The sequence below is a fragment of the Agrobacterium sp. S7/73 genome (genome assembly GCF_019355535.1).
GTDB classification, from domain to species: domain Bacteria; phylum Pseudomonadota; class Alphaproteobacteria; order Rhizobiales; family Rhizobiaceae; genus Agrobacterium; species Agrobacterium tumefaciens.
Window position 1 is genome coordinate 1,436,397 of the sequence record NZ_CP072136.1, and the last position, 26,990, is coordinate 1,463,386.

25 protein-coding genes are annotated in these 26,990 nt (G+C 57.6%); 13 read left to right on the top strand and 12 right to left on the bottom strand.

Going from position 1 to position 26,990, the window contains the following annotated elements; translation table 11 throughout:
* The 3 genes from ccoO to ccoP are packed head-to-tail and all read left to right on the top strand — an operon-like array spanning nt 1 to nt 1,764.
* On the top strand, nt 1-732 hold the full coding sequence (ccoO, locus tag J5276_RS07100; protein WP_003515307.1) for a cytochrome-c oxidase, cbb3-type subunit II: 732 nt from the start codon (nt 1-3) through the stop codon (nt 730-732).
* 12 nt (nt 733-744) lie between these two features.
* The gene (locus J5276_RS07105) at nt 745-897 is read left to right on the top strand and encodes a CcoQ/FixQ family Cbb3-type cytochrome c oxidase assembly chaperone (RefSeq protein WP_003502810.1); all 153 of its coding nucleotides are present in this window, start codon (nt 745-747) and stop codon (nt 895-897) included.
* Between the two features lie 3 nt (nt 898-900).
* Nucleotides 901-1,764, top strand: coding sequence for a cytochrome-c oxidase, cbb3-type subunit III (gene ccoP, locus J5276_RS07110; RefSeq protein WP_065687353.1), 864 nt, complete (start codon nt 901-903; stop codon nt 1,762-1,764).
* A 48-nt stretch (nt 1,765-1,812) separates the two neighbouring features.
* Here ccoP and J5276_RS07115 read toward each other — a convergent pair whose 3' ends face one another.
* Together J5276_RS07115 and J5276_RS07120 are read right to left on the bottom strand one after the other, a co-directional pair.
* Nucleotides 1,813-2,169, bottom strand: coding sequence for a VOC family protein (locus J5276_RS07115; protein WP_003515303.1), 357 nt, complete (start codon nt 2,167-2,169; stop codon nt 1,813-1,815).
* A gap of 11 nt (nt 2,170-2,180) precedes the next feature.
* The gene (locus tag J5276_RS07120) at nt 2,181-2,585 is read right to left on the bottom strand and encodes a polyketide cyclase (RefSeq protein WP_080798497.1); all 405 of its coding nucleotides are present in this window, start codon (nt 2,583-2,585) and stop codon (nt 2,181-2,183) included.
* A gap of 120 nt (nt 2,586-2,705) precedes the next feature.
* Here J5276_RS07120 and ccoG point away from each other — a divergent pair, with 120 nt between their 5' ends.
* From ccoG to gndA, 5 genes are all read left to right on the top strand, one after another.
* Nucleotides 2,706-4,289 (top strand): cytochrome c oxidase accessory protein CcoG, encoded by a 1,584-nt coding sequence (gene ccoG, locus J5276_RS07125; protein WP_174011373.1) that lies wholly within the window; start codon nt 2,706-2,708, stop codon nt 4,287-4,289.
* Nucleotides 4,286-4,786 (top strand): FixH family protein, encoded by a 501-nt coding sequence (locus J5276_RS07130; protein ID WP_111790243.1) that lies wholly within the window; start codon nt 4,286-4,288, stop codon nt 4,784-4,786. The genes ccoG and J5276_RS07130 overlap by 4 nt, the downstream gene beginning before the upstream one ends.
* Complete coding sequence (locus tag J5276_RS07135) at nt 4,783-7,074, top strand: cation-translocating P-type ATPase (protein ID WP_112155029.1); 2,292 nt, start codon at nt 4,783-4,785, stop codon at nt 7,072-7,074. Before J5276_RS07130 ends, J5276_RS07135 begins: the two co-directional genes overlap by 4 nt.
* On the top strand, nt 7,071-7,229 hold the full coding sequence (gene ccoS / locus J5276_RS07140; protein ID WP_003515291.1) for a cbb3-type cytochrome oxidase assembly protein CcoS: 159 nt from the start codon (nt 7,071-7,073) through the stop codon (nt 7,227-7,229). The genes J5276_RS07135 and ccoS overlap by 4 nt, the downstream gene beginning before the upstream one ends.
* A 158-nt stretch (nt 7,230-7,387) precedes the next feature.
* The gene (gene gndA, locus J5276_RS07145; RefSeq protein WP_003515289.1) at nt 7,388-8,818 is read left to right on the top strand and encodes an NADP-dependent phosphogluconate dehydrogenase; all 1,431 of its coding nucleotides are present in this window, start codon (nt 7,388-7,390) and stop codon (nt 8,816-8,818) included.
* Nucleotides 8,819-8,886: 68 nt separating this feature from the next.
* Here the strand turns inward: gndA and J5276_RS07150 are convergent, their stop codons facing one another.
* The 3 genes from J5276_RS07150 to J5276_RS07160 all read right to left on the bottom strand — a co-directional run bounded on the left by J5276_RS07150 (nt 8,887) and on the right by J5276_RS07160 (nt 13,026).
* Nucleotides 8,887-9,213 carry an RcnB family protein gene (locus J5276_RS07150; protein ID WP_003515287.1) on the bottom strand — a complete coding sequence of 109 codons (327 nt, stop codon included), beginning with the start codon at nt 9,211-9,213 and terminating at the stop codon, nt 8,887-8,889.
* Between the two features lie 192 nt (nt 9,214-9,405).
* Nucleotides 9,406-10,437, bottom strand: a complete 1,032-nt coding sequence (mgrA, locus tag J5276_RS07155; RefSeq protein ID WP_013636166.1) for an L-glyceraldehyde 3-phosphate reductase — start codon at nt 10,435-10,437, stop codon at nt 9,406-9,408.
* 123 nt (nt 10,438-10,560) lie between these two features.
* Nucleotides 10,561-13,026 (bottom strand): glycoside hydrolase family 2 protein, encoded by a 2,466-nt coding sequence (locus J5276_RS07160; protein ID WP_112155113.1) that lies wholly within the window; start codon nt 13,024-13,026, stop codon nt 10,561-10,563.
* Between the two features lie 499 nt (nt 13,027-13,525).
* Between J5276_RS07160 and J5276_RS07165 the strand changes: the two genes are divergently transcribed.
* Nucleotides 13,526-14,578 (top strand): LacI family transcriptional regulator, encoded by a 1,053-nt coding sequence (locus J5276_RS07165; RefSeq protein WP_019566256.1) that lies wholly within the window; start codon nt 13,526-13,528, stop codon nt 14,576-14,578.
* A 21-nt stretch (nt 14,579-14,599) separates the two neighbouring features.
* Here the strand turns inward: J5276_RS07165 and znuA are convergent, their stop codons facing one another.
* Nucleotides 14,600-15,586 (bottom strand): zinc ABC transporter substrate-binding protein ZnuA, encoded by a 987-nt coding sequence (gene znuA, locus J5276_RS07170; protein WP_112155030.1) that lies wholly within the window; start codon nt 15,584-15,586, stop codon nt 14,600-14,602.
* 104 nt (nt 15,587-15,690) lie between these two features.
* Here znuA and znuC point away from each other — a divergent pair, with 104 nt between their 5' ends.
* From znuC to zur, 3 genes are read left to right on the top strand one after another with little or no spacing between them, the layout of a single operon-like run.
* Nucleotides 15,691-16,608, top strand: a complete 918-nt coding sequence (gene znuC / locus J5276_RS07175) for a zinc ABC transporter ATP-binding protein ZnuC (RefSeq protein WP_174011370.1) — start codon at nt 15,691-15,693, stop codon at nt 16,606-16,608.
* Nucleotides 16,601-17,419: a zinc ABC transporter permease subunit ZnuB gene (gene znuB, locus J5276_RS07180; RefSeq protein WP_013636161.1), complete on the top strand. Its 819-nt coding sequence runs from the start codon at nt 16,601-16,603 to the stop codon at nt 17,417-17,419. Before znuC ends, znuB begins: the two co-directional genes overlap by 8 nt.
* The gene (gene zur, locus J5276_RS07185; RefSeq protein ID WP_025593459.1) at nt 17,416-17,820 is read left to right on the top strand and encodes a zinc uptake transcriptional repressor Zur; all 405 of its coding nucleotides are present in this window, start codon (nt 17,416-17,418) and stop codon (nt 17,818-17,820) included. The genes znuB and zur overlap by 4 nt, the downstream gene beginning before the upstream one ends.
* 40 nt (nt 17,821-17,860) lie before the next feature.
* On the opposite strand, the gene J5276_RS07190 is transcribed toward zur, so the two are convergent.
* From J5276_RS07190 to J5276_RS07205, 4 genes are all read right to left on the bottom strand, one after another.
* Entirely contained in the window at nt 17,861-18,394 is a 534-nt protein-coding gene (locus J5276_RS07190) for a gamma carbonic anhydrase family protein (RefSeq protein WP_112155032.1), read from the bottom strand.
* Nucleotides 18,395-18,431: 37 nt separating this feature from the next.
* On the bottom strand, nt 18,432-19,121 hold the full coding sequence (locus J5276_RS07195; RefSeq protein WP_003515271.1) for a fumarylacetoacetate hydrolase family protein: 690 nt from the start codon (nt 19,119-19,121) through the stop codon (nt 18,432-18,434).
* Nucleotides 19,122-19,468: 347 nt separating this feature from the next.
* Complete coding sequence (locus J5276_RS07200; protein ID WP_003515270.1) at nt 19,469-19,963, bottom strand: ferritin-like domain-containing protein; 495 nt, start codon at nt 19,961-19,963, stop codon at nt 19,469-19,471.
* Nucleotides 19,964-20,333: 370 nt separating this feature from the next.
* Nucleotides 20,334-21,590 (bottom strand): TylF/MycF/NovP-related O-methyltransferase, encoded by a 1,257-nt coding sequence (locus J5276_RS07205; protein WP_236761502.1) that lies wholly within the window; start codon nt 21,588-21,590, stop codon nt 20,334-20,336.
* A gap of 560 nt (nt 21,591-22,150) precedes the next feature.
* On the opposite strand from J5276_RS07205, the gene dusA reads away from it, so the two are divergent.
* Complete coding sequence (gene dusA, locus J5276_RS07210; RefSeq protein WP_112155033.1) at nt 22,151-23,167, top strand: tRNA dihydrouridine(20/20a) synthase DusA; 1,017 nt, start codon at nt 22,151-22,153, stop codon at nt 23,165-23,167.
* 5 nt (nt 23,168-23,172) lie between these two features.
* On the opposite strand, the gene J5276_RS07215 is transcribed toward dusA, so the two are convergent.
* Both J5276_RS07215 and uvrA read right to left on the bottom strand, forming a co-directional pair.
* Nucleotides 23,173-23,973 carry a DUF72 domain-containing protein gene (locus J5276_RS07215; protein WP_112155034.1) on the bottom strand — a complete coding sequence of 267 codons (801 nt, stop codon included), beginning with the start codon at nt 23,971-23,973 and terminating at the stop codon, nt 23,173-23,175.
* Between the two features lie 56 nt (nt 23,974-24,029).
* The gene (gene uvrA / locus J5276_RS07220) at nt 24,030-26,951 is read right to left on the bottom strand and encodes an excinuclease ABC subunit UvrA (RefSeq protein WP_111783058.1); all 2,922 of its coding nucleotides are present in this window, start codon (nt 26,949-26,951) and stop codon (nt 24,030-24,032) included.
* Between the last annotated feature and the right edge of the window lie 39 nt (nt 26,952-26,990).

A 26,990-nucleotide genomic window follows, 5' to 3' on the forward strand; every position in this document is an offset into this window, starting at 1 on the left:
ATGTCCATACTCGACAAACACGGCGTCATCGAACGCAACGCCACTCTGCTTTTGGTCGGCTCGCTGCTCGTCGTCTCAATCGGCGGTATCGTGGAAATCGCGCCGCTTTTCTATCTCGAAAACACTATCGAGAAGGTGGAGGGCATGCGGCCCTACTCGCCGCTGGAACTGGCCGGGCGCAACATCTACATCCGCGAGGGATGTTATGTCTGCCACAGCCAGATGATCCGGCCGTTCCGCGACGAGGTGGAGCGTTACGGGCATTACAGCCTGGCGGCGGAATCCATGTACGACCACCCGTTCCAGTGGGGTTCCAAGCGCACGGGGCCGGACCTCGCACGCGTAGGCGACCGCTATTCGAATGAATGGCACGTGCAGCATCTGGCCGATCCGCGCTCCGTCGTGCCGGAATCGATCATGCCGTCCTACGCGTTCCTTAAAACCACGCCGTTGAAGATTACGGATATCTCGATGGAGCTGAAGGCTAACCGCGCCGTTGGCGTGCCCTATAGCGACGAGATGATCGAGAAATCAGCGGCTGATCTTCACGCGCAGGCCGATCCGAACGCCGATACGACCGAGCTTCTGGCGCGCTATCCGAAGGCGAAAGTCGGCGATTTCGATGGCGATCCAGCCAAGCTTACCGAAATGGATGCGCTGGTTGCCTATCTGCAGATGCTCGGCACGCTGGTCGATTTCTCGACCTATGACGATGCCGCCGGATATCGGTGAGGAGGCGACACGATGGAAACCTACACGGCCATGCGCCACTTCGCCGATAGCTGGGGCCTGCTTGCCATGACCCTGTTCTTCGCCGGCGTCGTCGTTTTCACCCTTCGTCCCGGATCGAAAAAAGCTGCGGACGACGCCGCCAGCATTCCGCTTAAGGAGGACTAGGATATGTCCGAAAAACACATTGATGACATCAGCGGCGTCGAAACCACCGGCCATGAATGGGACGGTATTCGCGAGCTTAACAATCCGATGCCGCGCTGGTGGGTCTGGACCTTCTACTTCACGATCCTCTGGGCCATTGGCTACACCATCGCCTATCCGGCATGGCCGCTGATCAATGGCGCAACGCAAGGGTTGCTCGGCTGGAGCAGCCGTTCCGAGATCGCTGCCGATATGGCGGACGCCAAACAGGCGCAGAGCGTCTATTCCGACAGAATCGCCAGTTCCTCGCTCGCCGAGATTGAGGCCGATCCGACGCTAAGGCAATTTGCCCTTTCCGGCGGTGCCGCCGCCTTCAAGGTCAATTGCATCCAGTGTCACGGTTCGGGTGCGGAAGGCGGGCAGGGATACCCCAACCTCAACGACGATGACTGGATGTGGGGAGGCAGCGTCGAGGATATCTATACGACTGTAAAGCACGGCATTCGTTTTGCCGACGATCCCGATACGCGCCTGTCGGAAATGCCGGCCTTCGGCGATATCCTCAAGTCCGAGGAAATCCGCGAGGTCGCCGCCTATGTGGTCAGCCTGACAGGAACGCCTTCCAACCCGGCACTCGTAGAACCCGGTAAACAGATTTTCGCCGACAATTGCGCCTCGTGCCACGGTGAGAACGCCAAGGGCAACCGCGAGTTCGGAGCGCCCAACCTGGCCGACGCGATCTGGCTGAAGGCCAATGGGGAGCAGGGGATCGTTGCGCAGATACGGTCGCCAAAACACGGGGTCATGCCCGCCTGGGGTGAACGGCTTGGTGATACCACGGTCAAGCAGCTTGCGATCTTCGTGCACTCGCTGGGCGGTGGCGAGTGAACGTCACAGTCAACAAATGGAAAGGGCCGCTCGATGCGGCCCTTTTTCTTATCGATCAGACCAGACGGCCAGTTCGTATCCGTCCGGATCGGTGAAATGAAAACGGCGTCCGCCGGGAAAGGCGAATATGGCGACGCTGATCTGCCCACCGGCTGCCTCGACACGCCGGTGCGCATTCTCGATATCGGCGGCGTAAAGAATGACAAGCGGTCCACCCTTGGCTGACACAGGTGCCGTGGTGGTGAAACCGCCGGTCAGCCGGCCATCGGAAAACTCGCAATATTGCGGGCCGTAATCCTTAAAGGACCAGCCGAAAGCGCCGCCGTAAAATTCCTTGCTGCGCTCGATATCGGCGACGTTGAATTCGACATAGTCGATGCGCCGGTCATTCGTATTCGTGGTCATCGTTTTATCCTTCAATCCGTTTCGAGCAGCGACTTCAGTGTTTCCAGATCGACCCGGACCATCTCCGCATCCCGTTCGAAATCCTCGTCCGTCATGTCCGGCAGGCGAAGCAGGGTAAAGCTGACTTCGGCACCGCTGCCATTCGGTGTTACCCGCAGCGCGTTATACACCTTCATGCCATCCGGCAATGTTACGACGTGGTCTATCACGCCGAATTCGTTTAAGGGCGCGAAATTGACGCGGACCTCACCCAACGGGCCGCCATCGGCGATCCAGTCCTCGCCGTCTGGTTTAAGACCGCCTGCTAGACCGGCGGCCCAGTGCGGCATGTTTTGCGGGTTGGAGGCGAAATCAAAGACATGGCTCCATGGTTTTTCCACCGACAGATGAATGATTTTTGACTGCATGACTGGCATCTCATCCTCCCTGTTTAATGCAGGCCGCAGGCTGCGCCACTTTGTCCGCGCTTGATGTAAGTCAAGGATGTTTCGCCGGTGAGATGGGAGAAAGCAAGGAGATAAAAACGGACTGCAATCATGAACATCTATCCCGTCGGACAGGACCGCCCGCAACAGCCCGTCGAAAGGCTGGAGGCGGAAGCTGTCAATTCCGCAAAAACGCGTAAACCCCTCTATGAAGCGCGCAAGAAAATTTTCCCGAAGCGCGCGGAGGGCCGGTTCCGGCGGTTCAAGTGGCTGGTTATGCTGGTTACGCTCGGCATTTATTATCTGACGCCGTTTCTGCGCTGGGATCGCGGTCCCTATGCGCCCGCCCAGGCGGTGCTGATCGATATTGCCAACCGGCGCTTTTATTTCTTCTTCATCGAAATCTGGCCGCAGGAGTTCTTTTTCGTCGCGGGATTGCTGGTCATGGCGGGTCTGGGGTTGTTTCTCATCACCTCCGCCGTGGGACGCGCGTGGTGTGGTTATACCTGTCCGCAGACCGTCTGGGTGGACCTGTTTCTGGTCGTCGAGCGGGCGATCGAGGGCGACAGGAATGCCCGCATGAAGCTCGATGCAGCACCTTTCACTTTCGGCAAGCTGCGCAAGCGGGTGATGAAACATGCAATCTGGCTGGTGATCGGCGTTCTGACCGGCGGGGCATGGATCTTCTATTTTGCCGATGCACCGACGCTGGCGAGGGAGTTCATGACGGGACAGGCACCGATGATCGCCTATACGACCGTCGCGATACTCACCGCCACAACCTATGTTTTCGGCGGGCTGATGCGGGAGCAGGTCTGTACCTATATGTGTCCCTGGCCGCGCATTCAGGCGGCGATGCTGGATGAGAACTCGCTGGTCGTGACCTATAATGACTGGCGCGGTGAACCTCGCACGAGGCACGCCAAAAAGGCTGCGGCCACAGGGGAGAGCGTCGGCGATTGCGTCGATTGCAATGCTTGTGTCGCAGTCTGTCCCATGGGCATCGACATCAGGGACGGGCAGCAGCTGGAATGTATCACCTGCGCGCTCTGTATCGATGCCTGCGATGGGGTGATGGACAAGATTGGTAAGCCACGCGGGCTGATCGCCTATGCGACGCTGTCCGAATACCAGTCCAACATGGCGCTTGCGACCGGCAACGGCCAGCACGCAATCCGGCCTGCGAATGTGCGCAACGAGGACGGCGGGTTCAAAAACAGCATTCGCCATTTCGACTGGCGCATCGTCTTTCGCCCGCGCACGCTTCTTTACACGGCAATATGGGGTGCAGTCGGCATCGGCTTGCTGTTGGCTCTGGTGACGCGCGAGCGGCTGGCTCTGAATGTGCTGCACGACCGCAATCCGCAATATGTGCTCGAATCGAACGGGTCCATCCGTAACGGCTATACCGTTCGCATCCTCAACATGGTGCCGCAACCGCGCCTAATGAGCCTGACGATAGAGGGCATTCCAAGTGCGGTGATGAAGATAAACGGCGTGCCGGATGCAGCCTCTCGCAGCTTCGAGGTGATGGTGGAACCTGACGAGGCGACAACGCTGAAGGTGTTCGTCACCCTGCCGGGCAGTCACGTCGCGCGGGCTGCTGAAAATTTCGAATTCATCGTCAGCGATACGGGCGGCCATGAGACGGCCCGTTACGACGCCGTCTTCAACGCTCCGGGAGTGAAAAAATGACAACGACCAATCGCCAGACGTCCGGTTTCATTTTCACCGGCTGGCATATGCTGGGTGTTATGGTGATGTTTTTCGGCATCGTCATCACAGTCAACATGGTGATGGCCTGGAACGCTGTCACCAGCTGGAGCGGGCTGGTGGTGCCCAATACCTATGTTGCCAGCCAGCAGTTCAACGCCAAGGCCGAGGCCGCCAAGGCAAGGGCCGCGACCGGCATCAAGGGCAGGCTCGTGGTGGATGATAAGACCGTGCGCTACGAAGTTTTTCATCCAGATACCGGCCCTGTGGATACGGATACGGTAACGGCGCGTTTTCGCCGGCCGGTCGGCGAGCACCAGAATTTCGACATGGAGCTGACCCCGGTGTCTACCGGGGTCTTCACCGGCCCGCATGACATGCTGCCCGGCCAATGGATCGTCGAGGTCACTGCCGTAAAAGACGGCAGGATCATCGTGCATGAAGGCACGCGGATCGCGGTGATCAGGGGGCGTCAATGAGCTGCTGTGCACCGGGAACGGAAGGGTCGCTTCAACTCGGAGAACCGGTCAACCCACCATCATCAGAGGAGCTGATGCTGGCAAGCCGCGATCTGGGGCAGGGGCTGCGCCAGACAGATCTCAGCGTGCCCGGCGTTTATTGCGGCACCTGCATCACCACCATCGAAACGGCGCTGCGCCGTCTCCGCCAGGTGGAGCAGGCGCGCGTGAACCTGTCCTCAAAACGGGTGGCGATTGTCTGGAAAGAGTATGTCGATGGCATCAGGACAGATCCCGCCGAACTTGCCCGCGCAATCCTTGCAACCGGATACCGGACGCATCTTTTCGCGAGCGGACAGGATGCTTCGGACGTGTTGCGCTCGCAACTGATCAGGGCGGTGGCGCTCTGCGGCTTTGCTTCCGCCAATATCATGCTTCTATCCGTGTCCGTCTGGTCCGGGGCCGATGCCGCGACGCGTGACATGTTCCACTGGATTTCGGCGATGATTGCCGCGCCGGCGCTGATCTATGGCGGCCGGTTCTTCTATCAGTCGGCCTGGAATGCGCTGAAGCACGGGCGCACCAATATGGATGTGCCGATCGCGCTCGCCATCACGCTATCCTACGCAATCTCGCTGTGGGAGACGATTCATCATGGCGAACACGCGTGGTTTGACGCGACCGTGTCGCTGCTGTTCTTCCTGCTGATCGGCCGCACGCTTGACCATATCATGCGTGACAGGGCGCGCTCGGCCATTGCGGGCCTGGCCCGGCTTTCACCACGCGGCGCAACCGTTATCGGTGAGGACGGAACGCGGGAATATCGCCCGCTTGGCGATGTGCTACCCGGTATGACGATTGCGATTGCTGCCGGTGACCGCGTGGCGGTGGATGCGATCGTCACCAGCGGAAGCAGCGATCTCGACATGTCCATTGTCAACGGCGAAAGCGCGCCGCGTCGGGTGGAGGCGGGTGATCTGCTTCAGGCAGGCACGCTCAATCTCACCGGTTCGCTCGCCGCGCGGGTGACCGCATCGGCAAAGGATTCGTTTCTGTCGGAAGTGATCGGGCTGATGGAGGCGGCGGAAGGGGGGCGGGCGCGCTATCGGCGGATTGCCGACCGTGCCGCGAGCTATTATTCGCCCGTCGTACATCTTCTTGCTCTCATGACCTTTCTCGGTTGGGGCGTTTTGGGCGGTGACTGGAAGCAGGCGATGCTGATCGCGATTGCGGTTCTCATCATCACCTGCCCCTGTGCGCTTGGCCTTGCTGTTCCGGTGGTGCAAGTTGTGGCGGCAGGCCGGCTCTTTCGTCATGGCATCATGGTCAAGGAAGGCTCGGCGATGGAGCGACTGGCCGAAATCGACACCGTGCTGTTCGACAAGACAGGTACCTTGACGGTCGGGAAGCCGCGACTGGTGGAAACCGGCGATGTGAACCCCGCCACGATGGCGATTGCGGCTGGCCTTGCCGCCCATTCACGCCATCCGCTGTCCAAAGCCCTGCATGCAGCCTATGGCGGAATTTTACCGGTCTACGAAGCGGTGCGTGAAATTCCCGGGTCCGGTGTTGAGGCTCTCACGCCGGCGGGAACCTACCGGCTCGGCAACCGCCGTTTTGCCTGCCCGGATGAATCGCAAATGGAAAACGGCGACGCTCGATCGGAAGTGGTGCTTTCGCTTGACGGCGGGTATCTGGCGAGTTTCGGTTTCGAGGACAATCCGCGTCCTGGCGCCGTACAGGCACTGCGCAGCCTTTCTGTACAAGGACTGGTGCTGGAAATCGTGTCCGGTGACCGGGTCCCGGCCGTGAAGGCCATGGCGCAGCGTCTGGGCATTGCGAAATGGAACGCGGACCTGTCGCCGAAAGACAAGGCGGGGCGCTGTGCGGCGCTGGCAGGCGAGGGACGCAAGGTTCTGATGGTGGGCGACGGTATCAACGACGCGCCGGCGCTGGCTGCAGCACATGTTTCCATGGCACCGGCAACCGCTGCCGATATCGGCCGGCAGGCCGCCGACTTCGTGTTCATGCACGAGAATCTGGATGCCGTTCCTGTCGCCATTGAGACATCGCGGCGGGCCGGACGGCTTATCCGGCAGAACTTCGCGCTTGCCATCGGCTACAATGTCATTGCCGTGCCGATTGCGATTGCCGGTTATGCGACGCCGATGATCGCGGCCATCGCCATGTCGACATCGTCGCTCATCGTTGTTGCAAATGCGCTGCGTCTTGCCGGAACGGCTGAAGCCGTGTCTGCGCAACAGAGCGTGCCGGCCGGATTTGCGGACGAGGGGGCGCAACCGGCATGAACATGTTGATCTATCTCATCCCCGTCGCCCTGTTTCTCGGAGCGCTCGGGCTTTTCGCCTTCCTCTGGTCGGTGCGATCAGGGCAATACGAGGATATGGACGGCGCTGCCTGGCGAGCGCTGGACGATGGCGACGATCGGCCACGACCTTCCTAGTGGGGGCGCATTGGTTATTACCTTCCCCCGACCTGTCGCAAATATGCAAAGCTGATTTGCGTCATCAAAATTTAATCGTTTCAGTCGCCCCTAGCCTTGCCGTTTGTTCATTACAGTGCCACAACACGACCACCTAAAAGCAAGATGGAGGCACATCCGTGGAACAGGCAGAAATCGGTTTGATCGGTCTCGGCGTCATGGGCTCGAACCTGGCGTTGAACATCGCGGAAAAGGGCAACAAGATTGCCGTATTCAACCGAACCCCTGAAGCGACGAAAAAATTCTACGCCGAGGCTGGGGACTTGCAGGGGCAGTTGATCCCTTGCGAAACCATCGAGGAATTCGTCGCCGCCATTCGTCCTCCGCGCCCGATCATCATCATGATCAAGGCCGGCGATCCGGTTGACCAGCAGATGGAAATCCTGAAGCCGCATCTCTCGAACGGCGACATCATGATCGACGCCGGCAATGCGAATTTCCGCGATACGATTCGCCGTTTCGACAATCTGAAGGATAGCGGTCTGACCTTTATCGGTATGGGCGTTTCCGGCGGTGAAGAAGGTGCGCGTCACGGACCGTCGATCATGGTCGGCGGTACCGAAGATAGCTGGAAGCGCGTCGAGAAGGTTCTGACCTCCATTTCCGCCAAGTATAATGACGATCCGTGCGTGGCATGGCTCGGCAATGACGGTGCCGGTCATTTCGTCAAGACGATCCATAACGGCATCGAATATGCCGACATGCAGATGATCGCCGAAATCTACGGCATCCTGCGTGACGGCCTGAAGATGAGTGCGTCTGAAATCGCCGATGTATTCGGTGAATGGAACAAGGGCCGTCTCAACTCCTACCTGATCGAAATCACCGAGAAGGTTCTGCGCGCTGCCGATCCGATCACCGGCAAGCCGATGGTCGATCTGATCCTCGACAAGGCCGGCCAGAAGGGTACAGGCAAGTGGTCGGTTATCGAGGCGCAGAACATGGGCGTCGCCGCAACTGCCATTGAGGCCGCCGTGGCTGCCCGTATCCTGTCGTCGCAGAAGGACGAGCGCGAAGCTGCCGAGAAGATCTTCGGCCTGCCGACCGTTGCAGCTGCACCGGCTGACAAAAAGGCCTTTATCGCCGATCTGGAAAGCGCGCTTCTGGCCGCCAAGGTCGGTGCTTACGCACAGGGCTTTGCCGTCATGTCGGCCGCATCGAAGGAGTTCAACTGGAACCTGCCGATGCCGACGATCGCCCGCATCTGGCGCGCCGGCTGCATCATCCGCTCGGAATTCCTCGATGAGATCACCTCGGCCTTCACCAAGGATCCGCATGTGGCCAACCTCATCGTGACGCCTGCCTTCTCCGGCATCGTCAAGGACACCGACGCCGCCCTGCGCCGCGTCGTTTCCTACGCGGTTCTCTCCGGTCTGCCGGTTTCGGCGCTCGCTTCCGCGCTTGGTTACTTCGACGCCTATCGTCGCGCCCGCGGCAGCGCGAACCTTATTCAGGCGCAGCGCGACTTCTTCGGCGCGCATGGCTTCGAACGCACCGACGGTGTCGACAAGCCGCATGGCCCGTGGGGCAGCGGCGCCGACATTTTCTGATCGGCTATAACGATAAACAACAAAAGGCCCGCGCAAGCGGGCCTTTTTCATTTCATCCGTCGATTTACTTAGCGTGCCGCAGAAAGGCCAACGATCAGGCCGGTGACGGCGTTGATGAGCAGGAACTGGTTGTCGACGCGTACCCAGCGCTGGTCGCGACGCGGCTCTGCCAGGCGGTAACGGCGATAGTCGCGGCGGTCGACGAAATGACGACGCTCTGCTGGCGAGAGGCGCTGACCGCGATCCCAACGGTGCTTCTTGACGATGACCTTTTTGGTGGTCGTGTGACGCTCGACGGTTACACCGCGATGACGATCGTCGTGGCGGCTTTGTGCCTGGGCCATTGGAGCCGCAAGAACAGTTGCAGCCAGAAGAATGGTGACGAACTTTTTCATGAATGTTTCCTCTCGTGTTTCGATAAGGAGAACTTACGAATAAACGAATGAACGGAAACTGAATTTAAAATTACATTTATGTAATGGTTGTTAATGGTTAGACGGGGACGTTAATCTTTCTGTTGGAGATTTCAGTCCAGCTTTTGCGTCGATCAGGCTGCCCGGTGGAAACCGGGCAGCCTGTTTCAAGTATTAAACGCGTTCAGCGGATTTTGCCCAGAGGTTGATATCCGCGTCCTTTGCGTAACCGTCGATTTCCGCAAGCTCCTCTGTGGAGAAATCGGCATTGTCGAGTGCCTTCACGCAATCCTCGACCTGTTCGACACGGCTCGCACCGATGAGCGCCGACGTGATGCGACCACCGCGCAGCACCCAGGCGATAGCCATCTGCGCGAGCGTTTGGCCACGCCGCTCGGCAATGCGATTGAGCGCGCGGATGTTTTCGACATTGCGCTCGTTGAGGAAGGCGGGGTTGAGTGACTTGCTCTGCGATGCACGGCTGCCATCAGGCACGCCACCCAGATATTTCGTCGTCAGCATGCCCTGCGCCAGCGGCGAAAAGACGATGGAGCCAATGCCAAGATCTTCCAGCGTATCGACCAGACCGTCTTCCTCGATCCAGCGATTGATCATGGAGTAGCTCGGCTGGTGGATGATGCAGGGCGTGCCGAGATCTTTCAGGATCGCGGCGGCCTCACGGGTGCGTTTCGAGTTGTATGACGAGATGCCGACATAGAGCGCCTTGCCCGAGCGCACGATCTGGTCCAGCGCGCCGCAGGTTTCCTCAAGCGGCGTGTTGGGATCGAAACGGTGGGAGTAGAAGATATCAACGTAGTCCAGCCCCATGCGCTTCAGGCTCTGGTCGCAGGACGATATCAGATATTTGCGGCTGCCCCATTCACCGTAGGGACCGGGCCACATGTTGTAGCCCGCCTTGGACGAGATGATCATTTCATCGCGGTAGCCTCTAAAATCCGTCTTCAGGATTTCGCCGAAGGCAGTTTCGGCGCTGCCGGGTGGTGGGCCGTAATTATTGGCGAGATCGAAATGGGTAATGCCAAGGTCAAAGGCGCGGCGGCAAATGGCCTGTTTGGTCTGGTGCGGTGTGTCGTTGCCGAAATTGTGCCACAGCCCGAGCGAGATCGCCGGTAGCTTCAGGCCAGTCTTTCCGCAATGATTGTATTTCATGGATGTATATCGGTTTTCGGCCGGTTGCCAAACCATGGGTCTTCCTCCACTTGCTGATGAATGGTTGCCGGAGAAGCCGGCAAACCTTTGAAAGATGAGGGCAGGCGCAACGTTGCCTGCCGTTCCGCTAAGGATGGTTAAGCCTTTCGCCGCGTGGTTTCAATGCGAGGATTGGCAGGTATAAAGATCGAAGATACGGAACTGCGGCTGCCCGCTGCCCGCCTTCGGGGTGAAGATGATCCTGCGTGTTTCGCCCGCTGCGAGATCGAACAGATTGTCGGAATAACGCCCGGGCTGATCGGCCTCCAGCATGACGAAGAGGGCAAGACCTGCTGCGGTGACGTCGATTTCGAGCTGGCCGTTTTTCAATGTGCCGGTGGAGAACGTCAGTCCAGCGGGCTGGAGCTCCAGAGACTTGTAGGTGTCGCGCACATGATGGCCTTCGCCTGTCATGCCGTTGGATGCTATGAAGTTCCAGGCAAGAATGGAACCATCAGGCAGGCTGTCCATGTCGATTTCGGTCAGCGTCGCCGCCTTGTCCGTACCGCACGTGCCGTTGGCAGATTTCAGCGGCACGCGGTTACCCTCCATGGTGAGGGCGACAATATTCATGTCGATCTCGACATCTTCCGCCGTGTCGTTGACCATGGAGAAACTTAACCGGCGCCCGTCTTCCGAGGGAATGGCGGAAACCGAGACCGGTTGGAAGAAACGGCGGGCAGCATAATGCAGCGCCTTCCAGCCGCCGCCGTAATCCAGGCTCGACCATGATGCAACCGGCCAGGTATCGTTGAGTTGCCAGTAGAGCGTTCCCATGCAATGGGGTTTCAGCGAGCGCCAGTAGTCGACCGCGGTTCGGATGGCCAGCGCCTGCTGCACTTGGCTCAGATACACGAAATTTTCGAAATCCTTTGGAAAGCGGAAATAGCGGAACATGGTGCCAGCGATGCGCTCATTGCCGCCGACATTCTTCTGGTGCAGTTCGATCACCGGGGAGGCGATGTTCATGTCTTTCTCTTCCGCATAGGTGCGGATGACAGGCATGGAGGTGTAGGACTGAAAACCGAATTCAGAGCAGAAGCGCGGTTTGACCGAGCGGTAATTGTCGAACGATTTGTTTTCGTGCCAGACGGACCAGTAATGCATGTCGCCGGAACCATCCGCATGCCAGGCATCACCATAATCGAGGTAGCCTGAAGCCGGGCTGGAGGGCCACCAGAGTGCTTCGGGGGCGGCTTTTTTCAGCGCCTTTTCGATGGTGCGGTTGAGGCGGTCGTAAGCCACGAGATAACGGTCGCGGTTGTTGCGGGGCTCCTCGAACCAGTTGAGGGCACCCACCAATTCGTTGTCGCCGCACCAGAGCGCGATGGACGGATGGGAGGAAAGGCGTTTTACCTGATAGTCGACCTCGTGTTCGACATTGTCGAGAAAGTCTTCGCTGCAGGGGTAAAGATTGCAGGCGAACATGAAATCCTGCCAGACCAGGAGACCGAGACGGTCACAGAGATCGTAGAACCAGTCTTCCTCGTAAAACCCGCCGCCCCAGACGCGGATCATGTTCATATTGGCCTCGACGGCCGAACACAGAAGGTCTTCGGTTTTTTCGCGGCTGGTCAGCGAATAAAGCGCATCGGATGGAATCCAGTTCGCGCCACGGCAGAAGATTTCCCGACCGTTGATGCGGAAGGCAAATCGGCTACCTGCCTCATCCTTGTCCGTCAGAAGTTCAATGGTCCTGAAGCCGATGCTGCGGGTGACGGTTTCATCCGGCAACTCCACCGCCAACGTGTAGAGCGTCTGTTCGCCGCTGCCCGCCGGCCACCAGAGCGCGGGGTCTTCCACGAAGAAAACGTGGCGCACCACCGTCTCACCCGCACCCACGCCGCAATCAAGCCGCAGCCTTTCATCGTTGAGGGAAAGGTAGAGCGGAAGGCTCGCCGGACCTTCGGCAAACAGCGTGATTGCCACATGCAGCTCGACGCCGCCCTCGACATGATGTTGTGAGGTGACGACGTGTTCGACCCGTGCCGTATCGAGGCGCTTCAGCAGGATTTTGCCATAAAGGCCGAGCGGAGCGATCGCGATATTCCAGTCCCAGCCGAAATGGCACTGTGGCTTGCGCAACATGTTGCCGTTGGCAATCGGCGAGTTGCCCTCATGATAGGGAATGTAAAAAGGTTGTCGCGCCTGCCGTTCCGCCCCGGCTGCGATGTTGGAGTGGAAATGGATACGAATGGTGTTTTCACCGGGCCGCACGGCGCGAGACACATCGGGACGGTAACGTCGGAAGCAATTGTCCGAACTCAAGACCGGGACATCGTTGACGAAGACGATCGCGACGGTGTCGAGATAATCTATATCGAGATACCAGCTGGCATCGGCGTCATCGAGGATGAAGGTCCGCTCTATGATCCAGTCCCGATGCGCGACCCATTGCACCGCATTTTCATTGGCACCGTGATAGGGGTCTGGAATGATGCCCGCGTTTTTGAGTGCGCTGTGAACGTCTCCCGGCACGGTAAGGTCGGTCGTATGGTCTCCTTCCAGCGAGGTCAGGCGCCAGAGCCCGGCCAGATCGATGACGGTTTCGGGCGTGGAGGAAGAAATCATGATGGGACCCTGCATGGACGAATTCAAATAGGATAAGCTGGCCATTATGACGCAGGCTTGTGTCGGAATCTGGGGAAGATGCATGCCCGCCAGCCAGCCGTTATCCAGCTCGCTCAGCTCGGCAATCTCCTCCCTCCGGCAACGTTACCGTAAAACAATCGTTCCGTCATGTCTTCGGAGTGAAACTTCATGCGCGAAAAATGCCCGTTGGTACTATTGGAAAACCACGGGTACGGATGCCTTGATATCTATTGACTTTTATTTATAAATATCAATTAATTATTGATACTAATTAATCTAGTTTATTGGCATTGTTTCTCTCTCGAGCAGAATTTTCGAGAGCGCGTAAGGTCGGTAATCCGGGATAAGTCTGTTCGATATTTTTCACGACCTACATCGTTATAGCCAAAGGCCCGAAGACCGGATCGGGTGTGACGGCGACCGGCGACGTTTGCCTTTGCAAGAAACAAAAAGCTATCTATGATTATTGTTCTGCAAAGCGTGGCGAAATGACATGAACGATACTGGTAATTCCGGCAGGGACGAAGCGAAGGCGACGACAGGTGAGCGCCCGACCTTGAAGACCATCGCCTACATGACGGGTCTTGGCATCACCACCGTGTCGCGCGCGCTGAAGGATGCGCCTGACATCGGCGCGGAAACCAAGGAGCGCGTGCGGCTGATTGCCCAGCAGATCGGTTACCAGCCGAACCGAGCTGGTGTGCGCCTTCGCACCGGCAAGACCAATGTGATCGCGCTGGTGCTGAGCGTCGACGAGGAATTGATGGGCTTCACCAGCCAGATGGTATTCGGCATCACCGAGGTTCTTGCGACGACGCAATATCACCTCGTCGTTACCCCTCACACCCACGCCAAGGATTCCATGGTGCCGATCCGCTACATTCTCGAAACCGGTTCGGCGGACGGGGTCATTATCTCCAAAATCGAGCCGAACGATCCGCGCGTCCGTTTCATGACGGAGCGCAAAATGCCCTTCGTTACCCATGGGCGGTCCGACATGGGCATTGAGCACGCCTATCACGATTTCGATAACGAGGCTTATGCCTATGAGGCCGTGGAGCGGCTGGCGCAATGTGGGCGAAAGAGGATCGCCATCATCGTGCCGCCATCGCGGTTTGCGTTCCACGACCACGCCCGCAAGGGGTTCACCCGCGGTATCAGGGATTTCGGCGTTTCCGAATTCCCGTTGGATGCCATCACCATCGAGACGCCGCTCGACAAGATCCGCGATTTCGGCAAGCGCCTGATGCAATCAGACGATCGCCCTGACGGCATTGTCTCCATCAGCGGCAGCAGCACGATTGCGCTTGTGGCGGGGTTTGAGGCAGCCGGTGTCAGGATCGGCAAGGATATCGATATCGTGTCGAAACAGTCCGCAGAATTCCTGAACTGGATCCAGCCGCAAATCCACACAGTCAACGAGGACATCAAGCTTGCAGGCAGGGAGCTTGCCAAGGCTCTGCTGGCACGCATCAACGGTGCGCCGCCAGAAACGCTGCAAAGCATCAGCCGCCCGGTCTGGTCCTCAATGGCGCCGAAGCCTTGATGGAAGGAACGCCTGTCCGGATCAGGACAGGCAATCCTTCAGCGAGCCGGCGATGCCGCGCATCATCTTGAAGTAGAGATCGGGACCCGGTTCAAGCGTGGCCGCTTCGGGATCGAGCGTCGCAGACTTTGCCGCCGTGCCTTCGGTTATGACGGAGATCAGTTTCGGCTCGAATTGCGGTTCGGCAAAAACGCAGGTCGCGCCAAGTTGGCGAACCTTTTCCTGCATCTCCCTGACGCGATCGGCACCGGGCAGGGTTTCGGGGCTGACGGTGATCGATCCCGCCGTTTTTACGCCGTAGCGATGCTCGAAATATTGATAGGCATCGTGGAAGACGATGAAGGGCTTGTCCTTCACAGGCTTGACCGTTTCCGCAATTTCGCTGTCGAGCGCATCGAGATCGTCGATCAGTTTTTTCGTATTGGCCTGATAGGTTTCCGCGTTGCCGGCATCGGCGGCAATCAGCGCGGTTTCTATCGTCTGGGCCATGGCCTTGGCATTGGCCGGATCGAGCCACAGATGAGTGTCGTACGCGCCGTGTTCATGGTCGCCGCCATCGTGCGCATGATCATGATCATGAGCGTCTTCGCTGTCCGAATGGCCGGCATGTTCTCCATGGGCCTCTTCGCCATCGTCATGCGCCTCGAAAGGGCCGCCTTCGCGGAAGGGAAGCTTTTCCAGCCCCTTGGCGTCTTCCAGTTCGACCACTGTTGCCTTGCTGGTCAACGCCTCCAGCGGCTTCTGCAGAAATGCCTCCAGTCCAGGCCCGACCCAAAAGACCAGATCTGCCTTTTCCAGCGTGCGGGCATTGGAAGGCCGCAGATTATAGGTATGCGGTGAGGCGGCGCCGTCGACAATGAGTTGCGGTTCGCCCACGCCACGCATGATTGCCGCGACGAGGGAATGGACAGGCTTGATCGAGACCACGACATTTGGGGCGGCGGTGGCGCCGGAGGCGGCCGCCGCTATTGCTACCGATGCCATGAGCGGGATCACGAAGGATCTCATGAAATGCACTCCACTTGAAGAAGTATAGTTATGTTATTACATTTATTGCGTAACTCTATAACGTATGCGATAGCGGTAAGCAACATCGCCGATCGGACAATCCCATGCTTCATTCCGCCCATGAGGGCAAAGAGATACTGGTGTCACTTTCCAATGCCGGCGTGCAGCGCAACGGTCGCTGGCTCGTGCGCGGCGTGGAGTTTTCCGTCAGCAAGGGTGAGATCGTCACGTTGATCGGGCCGAACGGTTCGGGCAAATCAACCAGCGCGAAAATGGCGATCGGGGTCTTGAAGCCGAGCGAAGGCGCGGTATCGCGCATTGCCGGTCTGAGGGTCGGGTATGTGCCGCAGAAGCTTTCGGTCGACTGGACCATGCCGCTTTCTGTGCGCCGGTTGATGACGCTGACCGGGCCGCTTCCTGCGCGCGAAATCGACGCGGCGCTGAACGCCACGGGTATCGCGCATCTGGCAAACGCGGAGGTGCAGCATCTTTCTGGCGGAGAGTTCCAGCGGGCGCTTCTTGCCCGCGCCATTGCGCGCAAGCCCGATCTGCTGGTTCTCGACGAGCCCGTGCAGGGCGTTGATTTCTCCGGGGAGATCGCGCTTTATGATTTGATAAAAAATATCAGGAATTCAAACAATTGCGGAATTCTGTTAATCTCGCATGACTTGCATGTGGTAATGGCGGAAACCGATACCGTAATATGCCTGAACGGTCATGTCTGCTGCCGGGGAACGCCGCAGGCGGTGAGCCAGAGCCCGGAGTATATGCGGCTTTTTGGTGGGGCGGCCGCCAAGGCGCTTGCCGTTTACAGCCACCATCACGACCACACCCATCTGCCCGATGGCCGGGTGCAGCACGCGGATGGTTCGGTGACCGAACATTGCCACCCCGATGATGGCCATCATCATGCGCATGAGCAGCATCACGACCATAATCATGACCACGGGGACTGCGGCTGCGGCCACGAGCATGACGGACATGCCACTTCAAGCCACCAGCAGGGAGAGCGGCATGTTTGACGATTTCTTCGTTCGCGCCATGATCGCCGGCATCGGTGTTGCGCTCACCGCCGGTCCCCTTGGCTGCTTCGTTGTGTGGCGGCGCATGGCATATTTCGGCGATACGATGGCCCATTCGGCACTGCTTGGCGTTGCGCTGTCGCTGCTGTTGCAGATCAACCTCATCGTCAGCGTCTTTCTTGTAGCCTCGGCGGTTTCGATCCTGCTGATTTTTCTGCAACGGCGGCAGGCGCTTTCCGCCGATGCGCTCCTCGGCATACTCTCTCATTCGGCGCTGGCGATCGGTCTCGTCATCGTTGCCTTCATGAGCTGGGTGCGCATTGATCTCGTCTCCTTCCTGTTCGGGGATATTCTGGCCGTTACCCGCAGCGATATCGCGCTGATCTGGGGCGGCGGGCTGGTGGTGCTGGTTTCCATGGTGTTCCTGTGGCGATCTCTGCTGGCCTCCACAGTCAATACCGAGTTGGCCGAGGCCGAGGGGTTGAACCCGGAACGCGCCAAGCTCATCTTCACGCTGTTGATGGCGCTAGTGATTGCCATCGCCATGAAGGTGGTCGGCATCATGTTGATCACATCGCTGCTCATCATACCGGCGGCGACAGCCAGACGTTTTTCTTCCACGCCTGAGGTGATGGCTGTGGTCGCGTCTCTGATCGGAGCGGTTGCCGTCGTTGGCGGCCTGTTCGGATCGCTGAGTTACGACACGCCATCAGGACCGTCCATCGTGGTTGCTGCCGTGATCCTGTTCGTTATAAGCCTGTTGCCGGCACCGGGTTTTTCCCGCTCCGCAGATGAAGGAGGCAAGTCATGAATGCGCAAAACCTTACCAAAAACCAGTCGCTGGTCATGAATGCCCTGTCGAATGCGCATGCGCCGCTCAGCGCCTATGTGATCCTCGACAAGCTGCGCGACGATGGTTTTCGCGCGCCGCTGCAGGTCTACCGGGCGTTGGAAAAGCTGGTGGAATATGGTCTCGTGCACCGGCTTGAAAGTCTCAACGCCTTTGTTGCCTGCACCCATACGCAAGCCGAATGCTGCTCGCATCATCATGGCACCGTCGCCTTTGCCATTTGCGAATCCTGCGGCCAGGTGAACGAGTTCCATGATCACGAGATCGACCATCGCCTCGAGCGCTGGGTCAAGGACAGCAAGTTCAAAGCGGAAAAGACCACTATCGAAATTCGTGGTCTGTGTGCCGCCTGCGCGGGGTAACACCGTTTGGCGACAGCGGGCGTTTTTTGCCCGCCATCCGTCATTCTTCGATGACTTCCAGATCCTTCGAAAAACGCTTCCAGTTTTCGATGTAATTTTCCGCCGAGCGGCGGATGCTGGCGACGGCCTCGTCATCCAGCGTTCGGACGGCACGCGCCGGCGATCCGACGATCAGGGAATTGTCGGGAAACTCCTTGCCCTCCGTCACCAGCGCATTGGCGCCGACCAGGCAGTTGCGGCCGATATTTGCGCCGTTCAGGATCGTTGCGCCCATGCCGACAAGCGAATTGTCGCCGATGGTGCAGCCGTGGATGATCGCGTGGTGGCCGATGGTGCACATTTCGCCGATCGTGGCGGCAAAACCGAGATCGCTGTGCACCATCACGCCGTCCTGAATATTGGTGCCGCGACCGATGCTGATTGGATCATTATCGCCGCGCAGCGTCGCGCCGAACCAGATGCCGACATCCTCGGCAAGTATCACCGAGCCAATGACATTCGCATCGGGTGCGACCCAGTAGCGATCCGTGGCGGGGGTCTGAGGCACCCGATCTGCGAGGCGATAAAGCGGCATGGCGGTTCTCTCCCTTTGGATTATGCGCCGATAGCTATCATGCGACCGTAACGGACAGGGTGCCGACACCGTCTACACCACACTCGATCCGATCGCCGCGCACAATGGGGCCGACGCCTGCAGGCGTGCCGGTCATGATGACATCGCCAGCGGCAAGCGTGAACAGCTTGGAAAGCTCGGCAATCACTTCCGGCACTTTCCAGATCATCTGCGCAAGATCGCCTGTCTGCTTGCGCTCACCGTTGACATCGAGCCAGATCGCACCGGTCGACGGATGGCCGATCTTGTCTGCGGGAACGATGGCGGAGACCGGCGCGGAATATTCGAACGCTTTTGCGCCCTCCCACGAGCGTCCCATCTTCTTCAAACCATCCTGAAGGTCGCGGCGTGTCATATCGATGCCAACCGCGTAACCCCAGACGTGGCCCAGCGCATCGCTTGCCAGAATATCCGCACCGCCGCTTTTCAACACCACGACGCATTCGACTTCGTAATGCACGTTCGACGAAAGCGAAGGGTAGGGGAAATCCTGACCCGCAGGCAGAAGGTTGTCCGGATTTTTCTGGAAATAAAACGGCGGTTCCCTTGAAGGATCGTGGCCCATCTCGATGGCGTGATCGGCATAATTGCGGCCGACACAATAGACCCGCCGCACGGGGAACATCTCGTTTGTGCCCTCTACAGGCAGAAGAACGGGTTCTGGAACTGGAATGACGGTGGCGGCCATGGGATTTCCTGTCGTCTTTTTTAGAACTGCAAGTCTTGTCCCGCGATTCCTGGGCGATTTCCAGTTCAAAATGACCGCAGCCGTAAAGAGGTAGTTCCGGTACAGACAAGCGCTTGCAAACGGCGAAAAAATCTTAGCCTTGGCACCCGATGATCGAATTTGGTCAGTGAAAATAGCAGCTCTTACAGGTCTCTCGATTCGGGGGTAACAAGTTGTGAAATGTAGGCTCGCGTCGAGGATGCAGTAAGGTGGGCTCAAGATGAGACTTGAAGGAGGGGTAGGGCTCGCGTTTTAAGTGTTCATAAAAGTAAGGTCTCCCAAATTGGGGAGACCTTCGCAAACGCGAGTTACGCAGCTTTCTTGGCCGCGGACGTCTTATTGATGGCCGTCACCGCAAGGTTAGTCAGCTTGTTGTTGGTTGCTTTCTCCTGGTCGAGGATTTCGCTTAGAATTTTGTGGGCTTCATCGTGGCCGAGATCCTTCGCCCATTCGCGGAGCGAACCATAGCGGGCGATCTCGTAGTGCTCGACTGCCTGGCAGGCCGCCAAGAGGCCAGCGTCGAGCGCAGTTCCTTCTGCCTCCTCCATGAGACCTTCGGCCTCCTTGATCAAGCCCTCAATGGCGTCGCACTTTTCCCCGGAGGCTTTCTTGCCAATGGATTTAAAGACCTGGTCAAGCTTCTTGATCTGATCCCTGGTCTCTGCAAGGTGATCCTCGGCGGCCTTCTTTAGTTCGGCACTTTTGGCTGCCTTCGCGACTTTGGGCAACGCTTTCGTTATAGCGTTCTCCGCGTAGTAGACGTCCTGCAATGTGTGCTCGAAAATGTCCGCAAGTGTTTTCATGGGATTCCTCCGGTTTGTTGATTACCATTTAGACAACGCGCAGTTGCGGGCTTAGTTCCCTTCCCGTCACTACCTGGTAGCCGAAACACAAAGACAATCACATATTCGCGCCCGACCTCCTTGTTAGACGAATTCCCGGCTGGCCGACCGAACTTAATCTTCTTTTGCGGCAGGAGCAGGTGGGTACCGCCAGCGACCAGACGATCGTTCAGAGGCCGAGTTCTCCGCCCTGATATATGTGCGAGTTTGCAAGACGATCGCTCGGAAAACTCAATCGTTGATCATTGCTTGCCGGTAGCGTACCCCGTCAGAAAAGCCAGCGGCAAAAAAGACCCGAGACCTTCTCGAAATGGGGCAATGGCCAGTTTCTCTACTCAACCTCTATCTTCAATTTGTGAATCGCAAGTCCAAGTGGACGCGTATCCTCACTAGATGGCTTCAGGGAATGTGGAGATGTAAAAAACTCGGGTCTAAATTCGAAGAAGATTGTCGGGGGAGATTCATCATTCTGGTCCCTTTGCAGCAAGTGTAAAGGAATGATCAATTCCCGATCGCCACGTTTATTTTTGGATGTAAATTTCCACTCGGCAACATTGGTACCATCGACCAGAACGGCAACAGTCTGCTCTATCTGTCTGCCAAGTAAGAGAGCATCGACATCAAATATTAGTCTAATGGCCGTTTCCGGTACGAATGGAATTATCAAGGACATCGTATGGCGTTCGCCCAGGCCCCAGACGCCCCAGTCTTCAACGTCCGCCCATCCGTCTTTCAAATAAGTCTTTAAAAGTCGGGGGGGAACCCAGGCTCCTACCGACAAATCATGAAGTCGCTTAATTCGCCAATTGTTGAATTTATCGGAGGATGCCCGTGCCTTTCGCACTATCGCACTGCCGCCGCTGTCCGCTAATGGTATCAAACATTCAGGCTTGTCTGAAAAGAACTCGTCAGCTGCATTCTCGGCGCCGTCCCAGTGCAAGCTCGAATAATCATGGACAATGATAAACCCACCTTCGACCATTCTTGGGTAGAAATAGTTCAGCGCACTCATCATCGGATTGTAAAGGTCGCAATCAAGATGAACGACGGAAAACGTTAGGTTGTCCGGAATTTGCGTAGCCGACTCTGGAAAATACCCTTTTACGTAGACGACATTGTCCTCGCCTACAAATTCCCGCACCGTTTCAAGACTGGTATCGGAAAACTGCAAAGGGATCGATGAATCAATGCCCTGGATATCTTTCGGATCGAAGCCTTCGAACGTATCAAACAGATATGCAGTACGCCCCAGCGCCCTTGCGAAATTCGCTAATATATACGAAGTGTTTCCCTTATATACTCCAAGTTCAGCGATATCACCCGATATATTTTCTTTTTTTATTTGATCATATATGAGGCAAAACGTGAAGAAGCGGTTCATGTCACGTTTATGATGCTCTTCATTGTGAGTAAAGCCGCTCGACAATTCTTTGGGATCGAGCTGATCCTCTATCTTTTTGTACCTGTGAAGATTTACGGAATAGCGATGTGGAACAGTTGAGTAAAAATCAGTCGGCCATGATTTTTCAAGCTCCCCCTCACGAGAACTTTGAAACAAACTTTTCAAAAATTTCGAACCAAAACTCATCCGCGCCCCACAAAAATTAATATTACGTCGATCAGAGAATACTGGTCAGGCGATTATATAATTTCTCATTTCGGAACCGAACTTCGGTCCGACTCTATGAGCCCGAAAAGTAATCTGCATTAAGAATTGGACGACGCCCGCGCTGCTTGGCGTATTGGTACGTGTTTAGTGCCGTCTACGACCACTAATGCGCGACCTTGGGAATTGTTCCCAGAACGAGCTGAGGCTCGTGACGAGCGGCAGCATCGCCCACAATTTTTGACCTAGCGGTCGCTCGCATCGGATAGCGATAAGCGATCCGAATTCAACCGTTCAAGCCCACCAGCCTCATCGATTTCGGTCTAGAGAAACCGTGTGTGCTTCAGCATTAGGGTTGTGGTCGAATTTCTTCGCCTTGTTAAAAACTACACGCTCGCCTTTTTTTCAAAGGATCTGCGCGGTATAATCAATCGAGACGTCTATTATCTTCTCGCCGTGATAGTGACCGACAGTCATGAACATTGGTGCTGCTCAATGAAAAACTATCACAGAATTTTACCCTAGTAAGCGAGCGTAAATAGTTGAATTTCTATAAAAAAGCGGTGACATCAGGGTCTCGCATCTTTGCCGTGGCCCCGATGATCGATTGGACGGACACGAGGTGCAGATTTCTGCACCGGCAATTGTCGAAGCGTGCGCTGCTTTATACGGAAATGATCGTTGCCGACGCCATCATCCATGGCCAGCGCGACAGGTTGCTCAACTATCATACTCAGGAACATCCGGTTGCACTGCAACTCGGTGGGTCGGATCCGGTAAAGCTTTCGGAGGCGGTGCGGATCGCCAGCGATTATGGCTATGACGAGATCAACCTCAATGTCGGCTGTCCTTCGGACCGGGTGCAATCCGGCACTTTCGGCGCATGTCTGATGCGCGAACCCGAGATTGTCGCGCAATGCGTGACGGCGATGAAGGCCGTTGCGAAGGTGCCAGTCACGGTCAAATGCCGCATCGGCGTGGACGATCAGGAGCCGGAAGCCGTGCTGCCGGATTTTCTTTCGCGGGTTGTGGCGGCGGGCGCGGATGCGGTCTGGATCCATGCGCGCAAGGCTTGGTTGCAAGGGCTTTCGCCGAAGGAAAACCGTGAGGTGCCGCCGCTCGATTATGATCTCGTCTATCGCATGAAGCGGGAAAATCCTGACATCTTCATCGGCATCAACGGCGGTATCTCCGATCTCGATCAGGCAAGCCTCCATCTGCACCATATGGACGGCGTGATGCTTGGCCGTGCGGCCTATCACAATACGTCCATCCTTGCCGATGTCGACCATCGCATTTATGGCGAAGAGGCCCAGCAAGCTGACTGGATGGGGCTGCGTGATGCGATGATGGCCTACGCCGCCGACTACATTGCCGCTGGCGGGCGCCTTAACCACGTTACCCGCCACATGGTCGGCCTGTTTCAGGGCATGCCCGGCGCGCGCCGTTTCCGGCAAATCCTTTCCAGCGACGCCACACGGCCGGGCGCTGGAACCGAGGTGATCGAGGCGGCGTTCGCGGCAGTCGATTTCAACCCGGCGAAAGAAATGGCTGGCTGAGCCAGTCAGACCAATTTCTGCAATACCTGTGCGCCGTTTGGTGCATTGACCTTGCCGCCGGTGATGAAGAAAGCGAAGACATCGCGAGGGGTCTTATCGACTTTTCTATCGGGAGCGATCAGCGGCAGGTCATCCGGAACACCGCCCGCCGCATAGGTCTTGACCCGTTTTACCCAATGGTCAATCTCGGCCTTCGGATAACAGGTCTCGATATCGTCTTCGCCCTTTTGCAGGCGGCAATAGACGAAATCGGCAGTTACGTCAGGCAGCATCGGATAATCGTGATGGTCGGCGCAGACGACCGCGACCTTGTGTTTGGCGAGAAGATCGATGAATTCCGGCACCTGAAATGTCGGGTTTCGCACTTCGACCACGTGGTGAAGGCTGATGCCGTCCTGTTTTTCGGGCAGCAATGCCAGAAACGCCCCGAAATCCTCGGCGTCGAATTTTTTAGTCGGCGCGAATTGCCAGAGAATCGGGCCGAGATGGTGGCCGAGCTCCGTCAGCCCCTGTGTCAGGAACTTCGTCATGGATTCACCCGCCTCGGCCAGGACCTTGCGGTTGGTGACGAAGCGGCTTGCCTTCAGGGAGAAAACGAAATCCTCAGGCACGTCCGCCGCCCATTTGGCGAAGGTCTCGGGTTTCTGGCTGCTATAATAGGTGCCGTTCACCTCGATCGCCGTCAATTGCCGGCTGGCATGTTCCAGCTGGCGTTTCTTCGGCAGTTTTTCCGGATAAAACGTGCCTTCCCACGGCTCGAAAGTCCAGCCGCCGATACCGGTGCGGATCGTGCCTGATGTCGACATATACTGTTCCTCCTCGGGCTATCGGCCTTACGTACCCTTGCTGCGAAAGGTGCGGATTACTCCGCAGCCTCGCGTTTTCCGGCTGGCCGCCGTTCCAGAAGTTCCTTCAGGAAATGGCCGGTATAGGAGCGCTCGTTCTTGACGATGTCTTCCGGCGTTCCGGTTGCCACCACTTCGCCGCCGCCCGTGCCGCCTTCTGGGCCAATATCGATGATCCAGTCGGCCGTCTTGATGACTTCGAGATTGTGCTCGATTACCACGACGGAATTGCCCTGATCCACGAGCGCCTGCAGCATTTCCAGAAGCTTGTTGACGTCGTGGAAATGGAGACCCGTCGTCGGCTCATCGAGAATGTAGAGCGTGCGGCCGGTGGAGCGTTTCGACAGTTCCTTGGCGAGCTTGACGCGCTGCGCCTCGCCGCCGGAGAGCGTATTGGCCTGCTGGCCGACCTTGATGTAACCAAGGCCGACATCGAACAGCGCTTGCAGCTTGTCACGCACGGCCGGAACGGCGGCGAAGAATTCAACGCCTTCTTCCACCGTCATATCAAGCACGTCTGCAATGGACTTGCCCTTGAAGGTCACGTCCAGCGTCTCGCGATTATAACGCTTGCCGTGGCAGACGTCGCAGGTGACATAGACATCCGGCAGGAAGTGCATCTCGATCTTGATGACGCCGTCGCCCTGGCAGGCTTCGCAGCGTCCGCCCTTGACGTTGAAGGAGAAACGGCCAGGTGCATAACCGCGCGCCTTCGCCTCCGGCAGACCGGCGAACCAGTCACGGATCGGCGTAAATGCGCCGGTGTAGGTGGCGGGGTTTGATCGTGGCGTGCGGCCGATTGGCGACTGGTCGATATCGATCACCTTGTCGATGAATTCGAAACCATCGATGCGGTCATGCTCGGCCGGAATTTCGCGCGCGCCCATCACGCGGCGTGCTGCCGACTTATAGAGCGTCTCGATCAGGAAGGTGGATTTGCCACCACCCGACACGCCGGTAACAGCGGTGAAAACGCCAAGGGGAACGGCCGCAGTAACATTCTTCAGGTTGTTGCCGCGTGCGCCAAAAACCTTGATTTCGCGGCCCTTTTTCGGCTTGCGGCGTTCTGCCGGCACGGCGACGCCAAGTTCGCCGGATAGATATTTGCCGGTCAGCGATTTCGGATTGGCCATGACCTCCTGTGGCGTGCCTTCGGCGATCACCTGACCGCCGTGAATGCCGGCGGCGGGGCCGATATCGACAACGTAATCCGCCGTCAGAATGGCATCCTCGTCGTGTTCGACCACAATCACCGTATTGCCGATATCACGCAGATGTTTCAGCGTATCGAGCAGGCGGGCATTGTCACGCTGATGCAGGCCGATGGACGGCTCATCCAGAACATAGAGAACGCCGGTGAGGCCGGAGCCGATCTGCGAAGCAAGCCGGATGCGCTGGCTTTCTCCGCCGGAAAGCGTGCCGGAATTGCGTGACAGGCTGAGATAATCCAGCCCGACATCGTTGAGGAATCGCAGACGTTCGCGGATTTCCTTGAGAATGCGAACCGCGATCTCGTTCTGTTTGGCGTTCAGATTTTCCGGCAGCGTCTCGAACCAGTCGCGTGCCATACGGATCGACATCTGGGTGACTTCGCCGATGTGCATCCTGTTGATCTTGACGGCGAGCGCTTCCGGCTTCAGGCGATAGCCGGCGCAGTCCGGGCAGGGGGCCGCCGACATATAACGCTCGATTTCCTCGCGCGCCCAGGCGCTGTCGGTCTCTTTCCAGCGACGCTCCAGATTGGGAACGATGCCTTCGAAATTCTTCACCGTCTTGTAGGAGCGCGCGCCGTCCTGATAGTTGAACTCGATCTTGTCGTCAGTGCCCTGGAGAATGGCGTGCTGCGCCTCTTTCGAAAGGTCCGTCCATTTGCTCGACAGCTTGAAACCGAAGGCCTTGCCCAGCGCCTCCAGCGTCTGGTTGTAATAGGGGGAAGACGATTTGGCCCAGGGGGCGATCGCGCCATCCCGCAGGGTGCGTGCAGGTTCGGGCACGATCAGGTTTTCGTCCACCTTCTGCTGCGAGCCGAGACCATCACAGGTGGGGCAGGCGCCGAAGGGATTGTTGAAGGAGAAAAGCCGGGGCTCGATTTCCGGGATTGTGAAGCCGGAGACCGGGCAGGCGAATTTTTCCGAAAACAGCATACGCTCGTGGGTCTCATTGAGCGATTTGTTTGCGGAGCCGCCAGCCGAGGTTTCTTCCGGCGGCAGGGGCTTGTCGGCAAATTCGGCCACTGCCAACCCGTCGGCAAGCTTGAGGCAGGTCTCGAGACTGTCGGCAAGGCGTGCTGCCATATCCGGGCGCACGACGGCGCGGTCCACCACCACATCGATATCGTGTTTGTACTTCTTGTCGAGGACGGGAACGTCAGCGATCTCGTAAAACTGGCCATCCACCTTGACGCGCTGGAAGCCCTTCTTCATCAGCTCGGCGAGTTCCTTTTTATATTCGCCTTTGCGGCCGCGCACGATCGGCGCGAGAATATAAAGGCGCGTGCCTTCCTCGAAGGCAAGGATACGGTCGACCATCTGGCTGACCGTCTGGCTCTCGATCGGCAGGCCCGTCGCCGGCGAGTATGGCACGCCGACACGCGCAAACAGCAGGCGCATATAGTCGTAGATTTCCGTGACCGTGCCGACCGTGGAGCGCGGGTTCTTCGAGGTGGTTTTCTGCTCGATGGAAATCGCTGGAGAAAGACCCTCGATGCGGTCTACATCCGGCTTCTGCATCATTTCGAGGAACTGGCGCGCATAGGCCGAGAGGCTCTCGACATAACGGCGCTGGCCCTCGGCATAGATTGTGTCGAAGGCAAGCGACGACTTGCCCGAGCCGGAGAGCCCGGTCATGACGATCAGCTTATTGCGCGGTAGATCCAGATCGATACCCTTGAGGTTATGCTCACGGGCACCACGGATGGAAATCGTCTTCAGTTCACTCATGATAAAGCTCGGACAAAATTAACAGGCCTGATGGCGGCG